This window comes from Nonomuraea sp. PA05, from assembly GCF_008086045.1.
Lineage (GTDB): Bacteria > Actinomycetota > Actinomycetes > Streptosporangiales > Streptosporangiaceae > Nonomuraea > Nonomuraea monospora.
Map to the genome: position 1 here is coordinate 245,359 of NZ_VSEY01000006.1, position 14,140 is coordinate 259,498.

Here is a 14,140-nt window from a genome sequence, read left to right on the forward strand (position 1 = left end):
CGGTCATCTGCACGGTCGTCAGGGGCTAAGCTTGTCGTCGTGACGAAGGAATTCGAACTCACGATCGGTGAAAACCGGATCCTGCACGTCTACGACACGGCCCCGCAAGCCACCGATCACCTGCCGATCCTGTGGCACCACGGCACCCCCAACCTCGGCACCCCGCCCGAGCCCCTCTTCGACGACCGTCTGGCCCTGCGCTGGATCTCCTACGACCGTCCGGGCTACGGCGCCTCCACCCCCGAGCCGGGCCGCCCCCTGGCCGCGGCGGCCACGTACGCGACCCACGTCGCCGACGCCTTGGGCCTGGGCCGTTTCGCCGTCATGGGCCACTCGGGCGGCGCCTCTCACGCCCTCGCCTGCGCGGCCCAGTTAGGGGAGCGCGTGCTGGCAGTCCTGAGCGTGTCGGCCCTGGCCCCCCATGACCCGGCGATGCCTGACTGGTTCGCGGGCATGGCGCCCTCCTGCGAGGCCTCCCTGCGCGCCGCCGCCCGGGGACGGGCGGCGAAGGAGCGTCACGAGGCGGCGTCCGAGTACGACCCCGAGATGTTCACCCCGGAAGACCATGCGGCGTTCGAGGGGGAGTGGTCCTGGTTCGACAGCGTGGTCGGGCCCGCCGTGGCGGCGGGCCCGGAAGGTCTGATCGCCGACGACCTGGCCTACGTGAGCCCGTGGGGCTGCGACGTCACCGCCGTGACCGCTCCGATCCTGCTCGTCCACGGCGACAGGGATCGGGTGGCGCCCGTCGGTCATGGTGAATGGCTGGCCCGCCACTGCCCCACTGCTGAGCTTCGCCTGTCGCCCGGCGACGGCCACATCTCGGTCCTGCCCTCGTCCGGGAAGGCGGCTGTGGAGTGGCTCGCCACGGAAAGCCGCCGCCAATCGCGCTGAGCGGCCTCCGCGTGGCCGGGCGGAAAGATCCGCGCGGCCAAGCGGAAGGTCCCCCGAGGCCGGAGCGGCCACCGTGATCAGTCCCCGAAGTCCAGCCGCAACGCCCGCGTGAAGTCCGAGATGGCCTCCTCGTGCCGCTCCAGCTCCTGCAAGATCTCCCCACGCACCCGGAACGCCCACACGTAGTCGGGATCCAGCTCGATGGCCGCGTCCAGGTCCCGCAACGCCCCTTCGTTGTCACCCAGCTCGCTCAGCACCGCGCCCCGGCTGCCGAGTGCCCGATCGTTGCCCGGCTCCAGCTCCAGCGCCCGGTTGAGGTCGGCCAGCGCCTCCTCGTACCGGTCCGCCATGCGCAGGGCCTCGCCCCGACGGCTCAGCGCGCGTACGTAGTCGGGATCGACCTCCAGGGCCTTGCCGTAGTCGTCGATGGCTTCGGTGTAGAGCTGCATCCGCTGGTACAGGTCGCCCCGCGCCACCCAGGAGTAGGCGAGCTCCTCGTTCAAAGAGATGATCTTGGAGTGCTCGGCGAGAGCCTCGTCCAGCCGGTCCAGGTCCACCAGGGCGTCCGCCTTGGCCTCCAGGATCCACAACGAGTCGGGCGCGAGGGTGAGCGCGTGCTCGAAGTCGTCCATGGCCTCGTCCAGGCGCCCCATCGCGGCGTAGGTCTGGCCGCGCGAGCCGAGCGCGTACGCGCTGTCGGGCTCCAGGCGCAGCGCCTCGCCGAAGTCCTCCAGCGCGGCCTCGTGCCGCTCGATCACGCGGTGGCTCTCCCCGCGCAGCCGCCAGGCGCGGGCGTTGTCGGGCGCGAGCGCGATCGCCTCGGTCAGGTCGGCGATGGCGGCGTCGTGCCGCGACAGCGCGATGTACGATTCGGCCCGGCTGCGCAGCACCGAGGCGCGCGACTGGGCGGCCGCCTCGGACAGCTCGGAATGGTCCTTGATCCCCTCGCTCATGAGGCGTAAATCTATCCAACTAAATCTGGATAATGGCCGCCTTTTCGCGGGTGTACTCCAGGACCGAATCGTGGCCGTAGCCGCTGTCCTTGACCCCGCCGAACGGCAGCCCCGGCGGCATCTGCCTGAAGGTGTTGACCCACACCGTACCGCTGCGCAGATCCCTGACGAACCGGTGCGCACGCCCCAGGTCACGGGTCCACACACCGGCCGCCAGCCCGTACGGGGAATCGTTCGCGATGGCCAGCGCCTCCTCCTCGGTCGAGAACGGCAGGGCCACCGCCACCGGGCCGAAGATTTCCTCCTGGCAGACGCGCAGCGAGTTGTCCTCGCTCGCGTACAGCGTGGGCGCCACCCAGTAGCCCCCGGGCAGCGCGGGCACCACGTCCGCGCCGGTCCGCGCGCCGAAGACGAGCCGCGCGCCCTCCTTCTCGGCCAGCTCCAGGTACGACGTGACCCGCTCGTACTGCCCGGCGGACACGATCGGCCCCATCGTCGTGGCCAGGTCCAGCGGATCCCCGAGGACCAGCCCGGCGCAGGCCCGCTCGATGCGCCCGAGCATCTCGTCCCAGATCGAGCGGTGGATGAGGATGCGCGAGCCGGCCACGCACACCTGCCCGGCGTTGCCGGTGTAGACGGAGTTCACGGTGACGCCCTGGGTGGCGGCGTCCAGGTCGGCGTCGGGGAAGACGATGTTGGGCGACTTGCCGCCCAGCTCGAACGTCATCGGTTTGAGCGCGTCCGCCGAGGCGCGGGTGATGGCCTGGCCGGTGGCGGTCGAGCCGGTGAGGCTGATCTTGCCGACGCCGCGGTGCCGTACGAGAGCGTCGCCGACCTCCTCGCCCAGGCCGCTGACGATGTTCAGCACCCCAGGCGGGAACACCTCCGCCAGCAGCTCGCCCAGCCGCAGCACCGACGCGCTGGCCTGCTCGGCCGGTTTGACGATCACCGTGTTCCCGGCGGCGAGCGCGTAGGCGGCCTTGGCGGAGAAGGTCGAGATGGGGGAGTTCCACGGGATGATGCAGACCGCCACCCCGTAGGGCTCGCGCCGCGTCAGCCCGAGCGTGTCCGGCCCCAGCAGCACGGTGTCGCCCTTGACGGCGTCGAGGCACTGCCCGGCCGCGAGTTGCCACAGGTGCGCCATGCCCGGCAGGTCCCGTTTGAGGGTGTCGCGCAGGATCCGTCCGTTGTCGCGGGTCTCCAGCCTGGCCAGCTCCTCGGCGTGCCGGCCGAACACGTCCGAGACCTTGCGCAGGACGTGCGCCCTGGCGAGCGCGGGCAGCGCCGACCAGGCGGGGAAGGCGCGCCCGGCCGCCTCGACGGCCGCCTCGGCCTCGGCGGCGCCACCGGCCGGGATCGTGGCCCACGCCTCGCCCGTGGCCGGGTTGACCGTGTCCATGGTGCGGGTGGCGGGGACCAGCTCGCCGCCGATGAGGTTGCGGAACTCAGGCATGAACCAAGCATATGCTTGCTCAATTACGTGGGCCAGCCCCAAAGATCACCCAACCGTACGCATAGCGGCGAAACACTCGGGCACAAACGCACAAAGGGTGGTGGCTATGGCGCGCAGATTGCTCGGCCGGTTGGCATACGGCTCGCGTTACGATCGGGTTCCCTGGGGCCAGCGGGTGTACGTCCGTCCCGGCGAACGGCTCATCCGGGAGGCGCAGTGGCGCCTGCTCATCAGGCAGCGGCCGGTCATGCCGCTCGCCGCGTACCAGCGGCTGCGGCCCCTGGGCGAGATCGAGGAGTTCCTGAGCTGCATGATGTGCGGGGAGTCCCGCCAGCAGCCGCTCTTCACCCCGACCGGCGGCGCGCCCGGCTCCAAGGGCTGGCGCTATCACGTCGTACGCTGCCCGTCCTGCGGCTTCCTCTACCGCAACCCCAACGTCCGCCCCGAACGCCTCGGCGACCTGTACGCCACCGGCTACAGCAGCTTCCTGACCGGAAAGTACGCCGCCAACCGGCAACGCCGCTACGACCTGACCATGAAGTCGTTCGCCCCGGTCTTCGACGAGGGCAAGGAACGGCGGCTGCTCGACTTCGGCTCCGGCGTCGGGCTGTTCCTGGAGCTGGCCGAGCAGCGCGGCTTCGACGCCTACGGGGTGGACCTGTCGCCGGAGTCGGTCGAGCAGGCCAACCAGCGGCTCAGCAAGGCCCGCACCTACTTCGGCGCGCCCGGTGACGTGCCGGAGATCGCCGCGGGCGGCTTCGACGTGATCACCCTCTGGTCGGTGCTCGCGCACCTGCCGAGGCCGCTGGAGGACTTCCGGCTCTTCCGCCGCCTGCTGGCGCCCGGCGGGGTGCTGCTCATCCTGACGGTGAACGCGCGCTCGCTGCTGCTCAAGGCGTACGGGGCCGGGTGGAGCGGCTTCACCAAGAACCACCTGATGTTCTACTCCTCCGAGACCGTGCGCACGCTGCTCGGCCGGAGCGGCTTCGCGGGCGTGGCCTTCGCCCCGCACTACGGCGACACGATCGAGGCAGGCACCACCAAGCTGCCCGCCGACCTGGTCACCCGGCTGCGCCGCAACGTGGAGCTGAGCGACGGCGGCAACATGATGCGGGTGCTCGCCTTCGCCGACGAGGAGGCGATCGGCCGCTGGGGCGGCGGCCCCCTCACGGTCCACCGCCTGCACGCCTGACTCTCCCGGGGCAGCGTCGCGCGCGGCGGAACCTGACGCCTGCACGCCCGACTCCCCAGGTGACGTGGCACGCGGCGGAACCTGACGCCTGCACGCCCGACTCCCCAGGTGGCGTGGCACGCGGCGGAACCTGACGGAACCGCGATGTCACGCCTCAGGGACAAGGCGCCGGTCACCCCCGACCGGCGCTTCGACCCTGGGAGATCACCTTGTCCACCACCATTCTCGCGGGCCGCCGCCGGACGCTCCTGGCGGCCGCCGGCCTGGCCGCCGCGCTGACCGCGGCGCTCACGCTGCATCCCGCCACGGCCAGCAGCGCCACCATCGACACCATGTCCGCGCAGGGCACCGTCACGACGCCGAGCCAGGCGTGCGCGGGACCGTTCGAGGCGGGATCGAAGGACATCGTCGCCGCGAGCGGATCGGCCTTCCAGTTCAACTCGTCCGGCGTGCCCGTCGGCGTCCCGGCAAACTTCGAGCTGCGGCGCGGCGACCCCGGCACGGACTTCTTCACCGGCGCCAAAGTGGTGAAGCGGGAGACCACCGACTTCTTCTCCGTCTCCGTACAGGCGGGCGACCCGCTCCTGCCCGGAGCGTTCTGGGTGTGCGTCACCGCGGCCATCGGCCCCACGCCCGCACGCGTCCCCGTCAACTACAAGCTCTTCCTCGGCAACGGCCTCCCCGCCTGAAAGGAGCGATCATGTCCGTTACGTGCGACCTGAGGCGGCTGGCCGTGGCCGCGGCGGCGCTGGCCGTCCTGCCCGCCCTCCTCGCGCAGCCCGCGACGGCCGCCCCCTGCTACGGCGACTGCCAGCCCGGTGTGGTGCGCGGCTTCGGCGGCGTCAAGTACGACGCCACCGTGGGCGCCGCCGACCAGATCACCATCAGCGTCGACGGCGGGTCCTTCGTGCTGACCGACCCCACCGGCACCATCGCCACGGGCACCGGAGGCTGCGCCGTGGTGAACCCGCACGAGGCGCGCTGCCCGATCGGGCCTGGCCCGGTCATCGCCGTCCGCGGGCTCGACGGCGACGACACCATCACCAACGCCACCACCTACGCCGCGCGCCTGACCGGCGGCAAGGACGACGACCGGCTCACCGGCGGATCCGGCAACGACGAGCTGATAGGCGAGGCGGGCGCCGACGTGATCCAGGGCGGGGGCGGCTTCGACACCGCCGTCTACCCCGCGACCCCGAGCCTGACCGGCGTCCGCGCCGACCTCGACGGCGCGACCGGCGACGACGGCAACATCGACGACGGCCCCGCCGGGGCCAGGGACAGCATCGCGGCGGACGTGGAGAACCTGCGGGGCAACCAGTTCGACGACGTGCTCATCGGCAACGCGGGCCCGAACGTCATCGACGGCAGCGGCGGGCGTGACCAGGTTCAGGGGCTGGGCGGAGACGACCGCCTCACCGCCAGGGGCGGCGGGACCCTCGACGGTGGCGGCGGCTCCGACCACTGCACGTCCGACCTCAGGCTTTCTGCCGACGGCTCACCGGCCGACACGTTCACCGGTTGCGAGACCACCGAGGTCCTGAGACCGTAGCCGCGGCCGGCGGCATCGCCACACACGGTGCCGCCGGCCCTCTCCACCTCGGGCACGCAGGCGGCATCGCGACACGGTGGCGCCGGCCCTCTACACCTCGGGCACGCCCAGATCGGCGCTCTCCGACGGCTTGCCCAGCGCCGGGTCAAGCTCCTCGATCAACCGCCGCACCAACGCCGCCCGCCGCACCCGCTCCCTGCCCAGCTCCTTGGGCACCGCCCCGAGATGCCCTCCCGACGGATAGATGTTGGGCGCGTTACGCAGACCCATCTTCAGATAGACGGGAGCGGCGGCCCGGACGATCTCCACGGCCTCGTAGAACCGCACGAACCCACCCTGATCATCCGGCACCTCCAGGTAGAGGTCGATCGGCAGCCCGGTGGCGGCCCGGATCTCGGCGAGCTGCGGCACGGTCAGGTCGGTGCCCACGTTGACGGTGGTGGCGCCGAGCCGCTCGTACACGGCGGCGGTCGGCCCGTTGGTGAGCGGCATCAGCACCGACGTCTTCAGCACCAGGTTCGCGGGCAGCGTGCCGTCCGCCTTGAGCGCGCGCAGCACGTCCAGCGTCCCGAGGTCGCTGACGAGCAGGCTGCGGATGCCCAGCGAGCAGGCCCGCAGCGCGTCCGCCACGCACGCCGCCACCATCGCGTTGCCGCGCGCGGCGGCGCCGACGGCCTGGGTGAGCTTGGCCTGGCCGCCGGTGTCCCAGGCGGCGCGCGGCCCGAGGAACAGGTTGACCTCCATGCGGCGCTCGGCGCCGATGCGCGCCATCCGGGTGATCTCGTCGTCGGCCAGCATCATCACGCCGCTGCCCTGCGAGGTCCTGGCGACGGGCACGCCGAGCCGGTCGGCTTCGGCGACCACCGCCTCCAGCACGTCGGGCCCCTCGACGCTGGGGATCTCGAAGCGGTACGGCGCCCCGTCCGCGAAACCGGGCGCCATGGGCGCGGCGGTCGCCACCACGGGGTGGCCGAGGCGGGCCATCAGGGCGTGGAGGTCGGCAAGGCTGGTCATCAGGGGGTCTCCTCGTCATAGATCACTTCTGCACGCCCGAGCGTGGTGCGCCGGCCGATGTCGTCTTCGTCCCACAATTCCAGCTCTGCCCGGTTCCCGGCCGTCGATATCAGCGGCCCCCGGCACGGGTGCACCTCCGGCACTTCGGCAGCGCCGACTTCCACACCGCCGCCCCTGCTTTCCCCGCCAACGAGAAGATCACCTGGCAGGGGCTCTAGGATCGGGGCATGCAGCTCGCCCCCGGTGTCCACGTCGCCATCACTGACCGCCACGGAGGCATCAGCGCCCCGCCGTACGGCTCGCGCAACCTCGGCGGCCTCGTCGGCGACGACCCGGCCAGCGTGCGCGCCAACCGCGAGGGCGTCCGGGCGGAGCTGGGCGTGCGGGCAGTGGTGTTCATGCGCCAGGTCCACAGCGCCGACGTCGCGTACGTGAGCGAGCCGTTCGGCGACGACCCGCCGCCGCTCGACGGCGTCTTCACCACCGAGCCCGGCTTGGCGCTGGCCTCGCTCGGGGCCGACTGCCCCGCGGTGCTGGTGGCCGACCCGGTGGCCCGCATGGCAGGCGCGGCGCACTCCGGCCGCCCCGGCACGGAGGCGGGCATCGCCACGGCGCTGGTCGAGGCGATGGCGGCCAAGGGCGCCGAGCCGGGCAGGATGGTGGCGCTGATCGGCCCCGGCGCGTGCGGCCGCTGCTACGAGGTGCCCGCCGACCTGCGCGAGCGGGTGGCGTCGCGGGTGCCCGCGACCTGGTCGACGACGTCGTGGCAGACGCCCGCGCTCGACCTGCGGGCCGGGATCGAGGCTCAGCTCAGGGCGGCGGGGCTGGCCGACGTGCGGCACGACGCGCGCTGCACGATCGAGGCGCAGGAGCTGTACTCCCACCGCAGGGAGCAGCCCGGCGGCCGGTTCGCCGGGCTGATCTGGCTGGCCTAGCTCTTCCCCCGGTTGCCGTTGAAGATCGCGTTCACGATGATCACGCCGATCCAGATCGGGATCACGTAGGACGCCTCGCTCCCGGTCAGGATGACGGCGAGCGTGGCCCCCGTGGCCAGCACCAGCGAGACGATGGCCAGGGCGAGCCGCTGCCCGTCGGCCACGTTCTGGTTGACCGGTCCGGCCTTGGGCGAGGCCTTGGCCAGCCGCTCGTCCACCCGCCGGTCGATCTCCTGCCCCATCTTGTCGAGGAAGGACTCCACGACCTCGTTCTCGTACTCGGGCCCCAGATCCCGCCGCGCCGACACGGCGGCCCGCAACTCATCCCCTGTACTCATATGTCGAGATATAACGGGATGTATCGCTAGCGGGCAAGGATGTCGTCAAGGTTGTAACTAACCGGACGCTCCAACTGCTCATAGGTGCACGATTCGGGCGTACGGTCCGGCCGCCACCGCCGGAACTGCGCCGTGTGCCGGAACCGATCACCCTCCATCTGGTCGTAGGCCACCTCGATCACCAGCTCCGGCCGCAACGGGATGAACGACAGATCCTTCTTGGCGTTCCACCGCGACACCGCCCCCGGCACCCGCTGCCCGCCCGTCGCCGGCCCGGCGGCCGGCTGGCCGAGGTTGGCCTGCGCCTGCTGCGCCCAGTGCCCCCACGGGTGCTCGCTCAGCTCCGCGAGGTACGGCTTGATCTCCTCGACCAGCTCCGCCCTGCGCTTCATCGGGAACGAGGCCGCCACCCCCACGTGGTGCAGCCGCCCGTCGTCGCCGTACAGGCCGAGCAGCAGTGAGCCCACGATCGGCCCGGTCTTGTGCTCGCGGTAGCCGCAGATCACCACGTCGGCGGTGCGCTCGTGCTTGACCTTGAACATCGTGCGCTTGTCGGGCACGTACGGCTGGTCGCCCGGCTTGACGATGATGCCGTCGAGCCCGGCCCCCTCGAACATCTCGAACCATTCGAGTGCCTGGTCGTAGCTGGTCGTGACGGGCGTCAGCCGCACGGAACCGGCCTTCTCGCCGAACAATTCCACCAGCCGCGCCCGCCGCTCCGCGAACGGCGTCTCCATCAGCGACTCCTCGCCCAGCGCCAGCAGGTCGAACGCGACGAACTGGGCGGGCGTGCGCTCCGACAACATCGTCACCCGCGACTTGGCCGGGTGGATGCGCTGCTGCAGGGCGTCGAAGTCGAGCTGCGAGCCCATCGGCAGCACGATCTCGCCGTCCACCACCACCTTGTCGGGCAGCTCGGCCCTGACCGCCTCGACCAGCTCGGGGAAGTAGCGGGTGAACGGCCGCTCGTTGCGGCTGCCCAGGTAGACCTCGTCGCCGTCACGGAAGATGATGCAGCGGAACCCGTCCCACTTCGGCTCGTAGAGCAGCGTGCCGTCCTGCTCGGGCATCGCCTTGACCGGCTTGGCCAGCATCGGCGCCACCGGCGGCCGCACCACCAGGTTGGGCACCGGCTCCGGCTCCTCCGCCACCTCCGGTGCGGTCGGCTCGTCGGTCATGGCTGTGCTCCCTCGTCGTCCCCGTGAACGGCCCTCGTGTACTTGCAGAAGAGGACGCCATCCTCCTCCAGCACCTGGCTGAGATCCAGTGCGACCTGCGCGGGCTCGCCGTTCTGGATGCGCGCCGCGCCGCCGCCCACCAGCAGCGGGCTGATCGACAGGCACAGCTCGTCGACCAGGCCGGCCGCCGAGAGCTGGGCGTTGATGCGGGGCCCGCCCTCGCACAGCACCTTGGTCAGCCCGCGCTGGTGCAGCTCGGCCACGGCCCGCCGCATGTCGACGCCCTCCTCGCCGGCCACGATCAGGTCGGCGCGCTTGGCCGCCTCCCTGCGCCGATCGTGCGGCGCCGCCTCGCAGGTGATCACGATCGTCCTGCTCGGCGCGTCGCAGAACAGCTCGCCGTCGAGGTCGAGGGCGAGGCTGCGGGTGATCACGGCGATGGGCGGCACCTCGGGCCGCCCCTGCCGGATCTCCGCCCAGGTGTCGCGCGGCGGGACGGGGCCGTACCCCTCCTTGCGCACGGTCGCGGCGCCCGCGACGATCACGTCGGCCAGCCCGCGCAGGAGCTGGAAGACACGCTTGTCGCCCTTGCTCGACAGCGGGCCCGAGCGCCCCTTCAGCCAGGCCGCGCCGTCGGCGCTGGCGACCATGTTGAGCCGCAGCCAGGGCCGGTCCTCGGGGTAGGCGTAGGCCTGCACGATATCCGGATTGTCTTGTATGTCGGGATGAATGCGCCGCACCCCTCTACCTTGGCACACGCCACCGACAATCGATCGGCCAGGGGTTTTACCGCTTTTCCTGATTGGCGGGCGTACCGACAATTCTCCGCTTAACGTGACGATAGGGATGGGATTCGACGGGAGGCACGCTGTGGGGCTGCTCACCGCCGCGGCATGGACGGTCGCCGCACTCGCCGGGGTGTACCTGCTCTTCTTGTGGCTCGCGGGCGGCGGCCTGCGCCGCGCCAAGGTCACCCGCTTCCCCGCCGCCGTCGTCTTCGCCCATCCGGCGCTCGCCGTCACGGCGCTGGTCTGCTACGCCGCCGGCCTCGCCACGGGCAGCCGCGCCCTCGCCTGGGCGGCCTTCGCGGGCCTGGCGGCGGCCGCGCTCCTCGGGTTCACCATGTTCACCCGGTGGCTCGGCGGCGGACGCCACCAGATGGCCGGGCGCGGCTTCCCCGTCCTGGCCGTGACGCTGCACGGGCTGGCCGGGGTGACGGCGTTCACGCTCGTCTTCCTCACCGCCAGCGCCGCCCGCGTCTTCTGACCGGTCAGGACTTGCCGCTTCTCGGCCGCCGCAGTACCTGCAGCGAGCGCGACGTGACGGCCACCACGTCGCCCGCCTGCCACCCGTCGTCCGCGAACCCCTCCTCCACCACGTCGTGCGTGGTGTCGAGCACCGGCTGCCACCGCTCGCCGAACTCCTCGCCAGGCAGCGTGAACGGCAGGCTCTCGTGGTGGGCGTTGATCAGCAGCAGGAACGAGTCGTCCGCGATCCGCTCGCCGCGCGGCCCCATCTCGGTGATCGCCTCGCCGTTCAGGTAGACCATCAGCGACTTGGCGTAGCTGATGTGCCAGTCGCCGGCCGTCATCTCCCGCCCGCCGGGCGTCAGCCAGACCAGGTCACGGGCGCCGTTGTCGGGATGCCGCCCGTGGAAGAAGCGCCGCCGCTGGAAGACCGGGTGCTCGCGGCGCAGCTTCGACAGCGCCTGGACGAACTCCAGCAGCTCCGACTCGGCGTTCACCAGCGACCAGTCGACCCAGGCCAGCTCGTTGTCCTGGCAGTAGGCGTTGTTGTTGCCGCGCTGCGTGCGCCCGATCTCGTCGCCGTGGGAGAGCATGGGCACCCCCTGCGACAGGAACAGCGTGGCCAGGAAGTTGCGGCGCTGCCGGCGGCGGAGCGTGACGATCTGCGGGTCCTCCACCGGGCCCTCCGCGCCGCAGTTCCACGAGCGGTTGTCGTTGGTGCCGTCGCGGTTGTCCTCGCCGTTGTCCTCGTTGTGCTTGTGGTCGTACGAGACCAGGTCCGTCATCGTGAACCCGTCGTGGCAGGTCACGAAGTTGATCGAGGCGACGGGGCGGCGGCCGGAGGACTCGTACAGGTCGGCGGAGCCGGTCAGCCGGGAGGCGAACTCGGGCAGCGCCGAGTGGGTGCCCCGCCAGAAGTCGCGGACGATGTCGCGGTACTTGCCGTTCCACTCCGTCCACAGCGGCGGGAAGTTGCCCACCTGGTAGCCGCCGGGGCCCACGTCCCACGGCTCGGCGATCAGCTTGACCTGCGAGATCACCGGATCCTGCTGGATCAGGTCGAAGAACGCGCTGAGCCGGTCGACGTCGTGCAGCTCCCTGGCCAGCGCCGAGGCCAGGTCGAAGCGGAACCCGTCGACGTGCATCTCCAGCACCCAGTACCGCAGCGAGTCCATGATGAGCTGCAGGGCGTGCGGGGAGCGCACGTTCAGCGAGTTGCCGCACCCCGTGTAGTCGAGGTAGTAGCGCCGGTCGCCGTCGTGCAGCCGGTAGTAGGCGACGTTGTCGATGCCCCGGAAGCCCAGCGTGGGCCCCATGTGGTCGCCCTCGGCCGTGTGGTTGTAGACCACGTCGAGGATGACCTCGATGCCCGCCTCGTGCAGCGCCCGCACCATGGCCTTGAACTCCAGCACCTGCTGGCCCCTGGTGCCGGCGCTGGAGTAGCGCCCGTGGGGTGCCAGGTAGGCCATGGTGTTGTAACCCCAGTAGTTCGTCAGCCCCCTGGCCACCAGGAAGTGCTCGGGCACGTAGTGGTGCACCGGCATCAGCTCGACCGCCGTCACCCCGAGCGACAGCAGGTGGTCGATGATCGCCGGATGCCCCACCCCCGCGTACGTGCCGCGCAGGTCGGGCGGCACGTCGGGGTGGCGCATGGTGAGCCCGCGCACGTGCGCCTCGTAGATCACCGTCTGGTGGTACGGGATCCGCGGCGGCCGGTCGTTGCCCCACTCGAAGAACGGGTTGACCACCACGTTCTTCGGCATGTACGGGGCGCTGTCCTCGGTGTTGCGCCGGGTGGGATCGGTGAAGTAGTAGGGGAACAGCGCCTGGTTCCACTCCAGGTCGCCGTCGATGGCCTTGGCGTACGGGTCGAGCAGCAGCTTGGCCGGGTTGCACCGGTGCCCCTGCGACGGCTCGCAGGGGCCGTGCACCCGATAGCCGTACCGCTGCCCGGGCTGGATCCCCGGCAGGTAGCCATGCCAGACGAACCCGTCGACCTCGGGAAGGTCGACGCGTTCCTCTGAACCGTCATCGTGGAAAAGGCACAGCTCGACCCGCTCGGCGACCTCGGAGAACACCGAAAAGCTGGTGCCAACGCCATCCCAGGTGCCGCCGAGTGGATAGGGCTCGCCCGGCCAGACCTCGCGCATGTGACCCGATTGTCGCACGCGAAAGCGCTCTTGGTCTTCCAATGACCCGATCGCTTCGCGTCGCGGGGGGCGGGACCTAGAGAAGCTCGGCCTGGAGGGTGATCGTCGTGCCCGCGAGAGCCTTGCTCACGGGGCAGTTGACCTTGGCCGTCTCGGCCGCCTCCTGGAACTGCTCGGCCGTGATGTCCGGAACCTGCCCCTTCACCTTGAGCACGATGCCCGTGATGCCCTCACCCGGCTGGAAAGTCACGTCGGCGCTGGTCTCCAGCGACTCCGGCGGCGTGCCCGCCCCGGCGAGTGCGTGGGAGAGCGCCATGGAGAAGCAAGAAGAGTGGGCGGCGGCGATGAGCTCCTCGGGGGAGGTCTTGCCTCCGGCCTCCTGCGACCTGGACGCCCAGGAGACCTCGTACGTGCCGATGCCCGAGCTGTTGAGCGAGACGGTGCCCGAACCGTCGATCAGGGCGCCTTTCCACTGGGTGGTGGCGGTGCGAGTGGTGGCCATGGCGATTGCTCCCTCCGTTGGTGCCTTTCCGACCCTATCGTGGCGTCAAAGAAGTCTTGGCGGCCGGTCATCCGGCTCTACATTTGGTGCGAATAGTGACATGCTCGGGTCGCGGCGCACCCGCCGCCTTGGTCCGGAATAAACGGGAGTGTGGTGCCAGTGGAGGCACCGTACGACGACCGCCTGCTGCACCAGCGGGTGGTCGGCGGCGATGAGTCCGCGCTGGGTGAGGTCTACGATCGGCTCTCTTCGCTGATCTTCGGGCTCGCCCTGCGGGTCACCAGGGACCGGGTGATCGCTGAGGACATCACGCAGGAGGTGTTCCTCGTCTTCTGGGAACGGCCACTGGCCTACGACCCGGAACGGGGCACCCTGCGTGCCTGGCTGGCCACGATCGCGCATCGGCGTGCGGTCGATCACGTGCGGGCCGAGGAGCGCAGGCGGGTGTCGGCGCTCGGGCCCAGGCTGTTCGAACGCGAGCCCGCGCGGCTGGAGGACACCGTGCTCGCCGCCGACGAGGCCCAGCGGGTACGCCAGGCGGTGACATCCCTGCCCCAAGGCTTACGGGAGGCGGTGGAACTGGCTTATTTCGGTGGCAGGACCTACCGGCAGGTCGGCGAGGAGCTCGGCGTGCCGGAGGGAACGGCCAAGTCACGCATCCGGCTGGCGCTGCGGCGCCTGGCGGACGCGCTCGCAGAGGAAGAAGTGTGATGGACGTCCGGCCGCCGCGCGCGG

The 14,140-nt window shown here is 71.0% G+C and carries 16 protein-coding genes; 7 read left to right on the top strand and 9 right to left on the bottom strand.

From position 1 onward, the window contains the following. Window positions 1-39 precede the first annotated feature (39 nt). Window positions 40-891 carry an alpha/beta fold hydrolase gene (locus FXF51_RS11975; RefSeq protein ID WP_148434358.1) on the top strand — a complete coding sequence of 284 codons (852 nt, stop codon included), beginning with the start codon at window positions 40-42 and terminating at the stop codon, window positions 889-891. Window positions 892-968: 77 nt separating this feature from the next. Here the strand turns inward: FXF51_RS11975 and FXF51_RS11980 are convergent, their stop codons facing one another. Then, the gene (locus tag FXF51_RS11980; protein ID WP_148434359.1) at window positions 969-1,844 is read right to left on the bottom strand and encodes a tetratricopeptide repeat protein; all 876 of its coding nucleotides are present in this window, start codon (window positions 1,842-1,844) and stop codon (window positions 969-971) included. Window positions 1,845-1,863: 19 nt separating this feature from the next. After that, complete coding sequence (locus tag FXF51_RS11985) at window positions 1,864-3,297, bottom strand: aldehyde dehydrogenase family protein (RefSeq protein ID WP_148434360.1); 1,434 nt, start codon at window positions 3,295-3,297, stop codon at window positions 1,864-1,866. A gap of 106 nt (window positions 3,298-3,403) precedes the next feature. Here FXF51_RS11985 and FXF51_RS11990 point away from each other — a divergent pair, with 106 nt between their 5' ends. The 3 genes from FXF51_RS11990 to FXF51_RS60735 all read left to right on the top strand — a co-directional run bounded on the left by FXF51_RS11990 (window position 3,404) and on the right by FXF51_RS60735 (window position 6,041). After that, a complete protein-coding gene (locus tag FXF51_RS11990; protein WP_187414323.1) occupies window positions 3,404-4,489 on the top strand; it encodes a class I SAM-dependent methyltransferase in 1,086 nt (361 codons plus the stop codon). Window positions 4,490-4,698: 209 nt separating this feature from the next. Next, a complete protein-coding gene (locus tag FXF51_RS11995; protein ID WP_148434362.1) occupies window positions 4,699-5,178 on the top strand; it encodes a hypothetical protein in 480 nt (159 codons plus the stop codon). A gap of 11 nt (window positions 5,179-5,189) precedes the next feature. After that, complete coding sequence (locus FXF51_RS60735; RefSeq protein WP_187414324.1) at window positions 5,190-6,041, top strand: calcium-binding protein; 852 nt, start codon at window positions 5,190-5,192, stop codon at window positions 6,039-6,041. A 90-nt stretch (window positions 6,042-6,131) separates the two neighbouring features. On the opposite strand, the gene FXF51_RS12005 is transcribed toward FXF51_RS60735, so the two are convergent. Beyond that, a complete protein-coding gene (locus tag FXF51_RS12005; RefSeq protein WP_222871245.1) occupies window positions 6,132-7,055 on the bottom strand; it encodes a U32 family peptidase in 924 nt (307 codons plus the stop codon). Continuing rightward, a complete protein-coding gene (locus FXF51_RS60740) occupies window positions 7,055-7,219 on the bottom strand; it encodes a hypothetical protein (RefSeq protein WP_187414325.1) in 165 nt (54 codons plus the stop codon). Before FXF51_RS60740 ends, FXF51_RS12005 begins: the two co-directional genes overlap by 1 nt. Window positions 7,220-7,282: 63 nt before the next feature. On the opposite strand from FXF51_RS60740, the gene FXF51_RS12010 reads away from it, so the two are divergent. Then, window positions 7,283-7,990, top strand: a complete 708-nt coding sequence (locus tag FXF51_RS12010) for a polyphenol oxidase family protein (protein WP_148434363.1) — start codon at window positions 7,283-7,285, stop codon at window positions 7,988-7,990. Here the strand turns inward: FXF51_RS12010 and FXF51_RS12015 are convergent. Genes FXF51_RS12015 through FXF51_RS12025 form a run of 3 tightly spaced genes read right to left on the bottom strand, consistent with a single transcriptional unit; the run spans window position 7,987 to window position 10,204 of the window. Then, complete coding sequence (locus FXF51_RS12015) at window positions 7,987-8,328, bottom strand: hypothetical protein (RefSeq protein WP_148434364.1); 342 nt, start codon at window positions 8,326-8,328, stop codon at window positions 7,987-7,989. The two genes, FXF51_RS12010 and FXF51_RS12015, sit on opposite strands and share 4 nt — an antisense overlap. Window positions 8,329-8,354: 26 nt before the next feature. After that, the gene (locus FXF51_RS12020; protein WP_148434365.1) at window positions 8,355-9,506 is read right to left on the bottom strand and encodes an ATP-dependent DNA ligase; all 1,152 of its coding nucleotides are present in this window, start codon (window positions 9,504-9,506) and stop codon (window positions 8,355-8,357) included. After that, window positions 9,503-10,204: a pyrimidine reductase family protein gene (locus tag FXF51_RS12025; RefSeq protein WP_262379449.1), complete on the bottom strand. Its 702-nt coding sequence runs from the start codon at window positions 10,202-10,204 to the stop codon at window positions 9,503-9,505. Before FXF51_RS12025 ends, FXF51_RS12020 begins: the two co-directional genes overlap by 4 nt. Window positions 10,205-10,352: 148 nt before the next feature. Between FXF51_RS12025 and FXF51_RS12030 the strand changes: the two genes are divergently transcribed. After that, window positions 10,353-10,772 (top strand): hypothetical protein, encoded by a 420-nt coding sequence (locus FXF51_RS12030; RefSeq protein ID WP_262379450.1) that lies wholly within the window; start codon window positions 10,353-10,355, stop codon window positions 10,770-10,772. 4 nt (window positions 10,773-10,776) lie between these two features. On the opposite strand, the gene glgX is transcribed toward FXF51_RS12030, so the two are convergent. Then, window positions 10,777-12,903 (bottom strand): glycogen debranching protein GlgX, encoded by a 2,127-nt coding sequence (gene glgX, locus FXF51_RS12035; protein WP_148434367.1) that lies wholly within the window; start codon window positions 12,901-12,903, stop codon window positions 10,777-10,779. 76 nt (window positions 12,904-12,979) lie between these two features. Beyond that, entirely contained in the window at window positions 12,980-13,405 is a 426-nt protein-coding gene (locus FXF51_RS12040; protein WP_148434368.1) for an OsmC family protein, read from the bottom strand. 153 nt (window positions 13,406-13,558) lie between these two features. On the opposite strand from FXF51_RS12040, the gene FXF51_RS12045 reads away from it, so the two are divergent. Next, complete coding sequence (locus FXF51_RS12045; protein ID WP_222871246.1) at window positions 13,559-14,116, top strand: sigma-70 family RNA polymerase sigma factor; 558 nt, start codon at window positions 13,559-13,561, stop codon at window positions 14,114-14,116. Window positions 14,117-14,140 lie beyond the last annotated feature (24 nt).

Bases quoted from the DNA above. Each gene is read 5' to 3' on its own strand.
- FXF51_RS60735 (WP_187414324.1), top strand. From the start codon at position 5,190: ATGTCCGTTACGTGCGACCTGAGGCGGCTGGCCGTGGCCGCGGCGGCG.
- FXF51_RS12015 (WP_148434364.1), bottom strand. From the start codon at position 8,328: ATGAGTACAGGGGATGAGTTGCGGGCCGCCGTGTCGGCGCGGCGGGAT.
- FXF51_RS11985 (WP_148434360.1), bottom strand. From the start codon at position 3,297: ATGCCTGAGTTCCGCAACCTCATCGGCGGCGAGCTGGTCCCCGCCACC.
- FXF51_RS12005 (WP_222871245.1), bottom strand. From the start codon at position 7,055: ATGACCAGCCTTGCCGACCTCCACGCCCTGATGGCCCGCCTCGGCCAC.
- FXF51_RS12040 (WP_148434368.1), bottom strand. From the start codon at position 13,405: ATGGCCACCACTCGCACCGCCACCACCCAGTGGAAAGGCGCCCTGATC.
- glgX (WP_148434367.1), bottom strand. From the start codon at position 12,903: ATGCGCGAGGTCTGGCCGGGCGAGCCCTATCCACTCGGCGGCACCTGG.
- FXF51_RS11990 (WP_187414323.1), top strand. From the start codon at position 3,404: ATGGCGCGCAGATTGCTCGGCCGGTTGGCATACGGCTCGCGTTACGAT.
- FXF51_RS12010 (WP_148434363.1), top strand. From the start codon at position 7,283: ATGCAGCTCGCCCCCGGTGTCCACGTCGCCATCACTGACCGCCACGGA.
- FXF51_RS12030 (WP_262379450.1), top strand. From the start codon at position 10,353: ATGGGATTCGACGGGAGGCACGCTGTGGGGCTGCTCACCGCCGCGGCA.
- FXF51_RS12020 (WP_148434365.1), bottom strand. From the start codon at position 9,506: ATGACCGACGAGCCGACCGCACCGGAGGTGGCGGAGGAGCCGGAGCCG.
- FXF51_RS11980 (WP_148434359.1), bottom strand. From the start codon at position 1,844: ATGAGCGAGGGGATCAAGGACCATTCCGAGCTGTCCGAGGCGGCCGCC.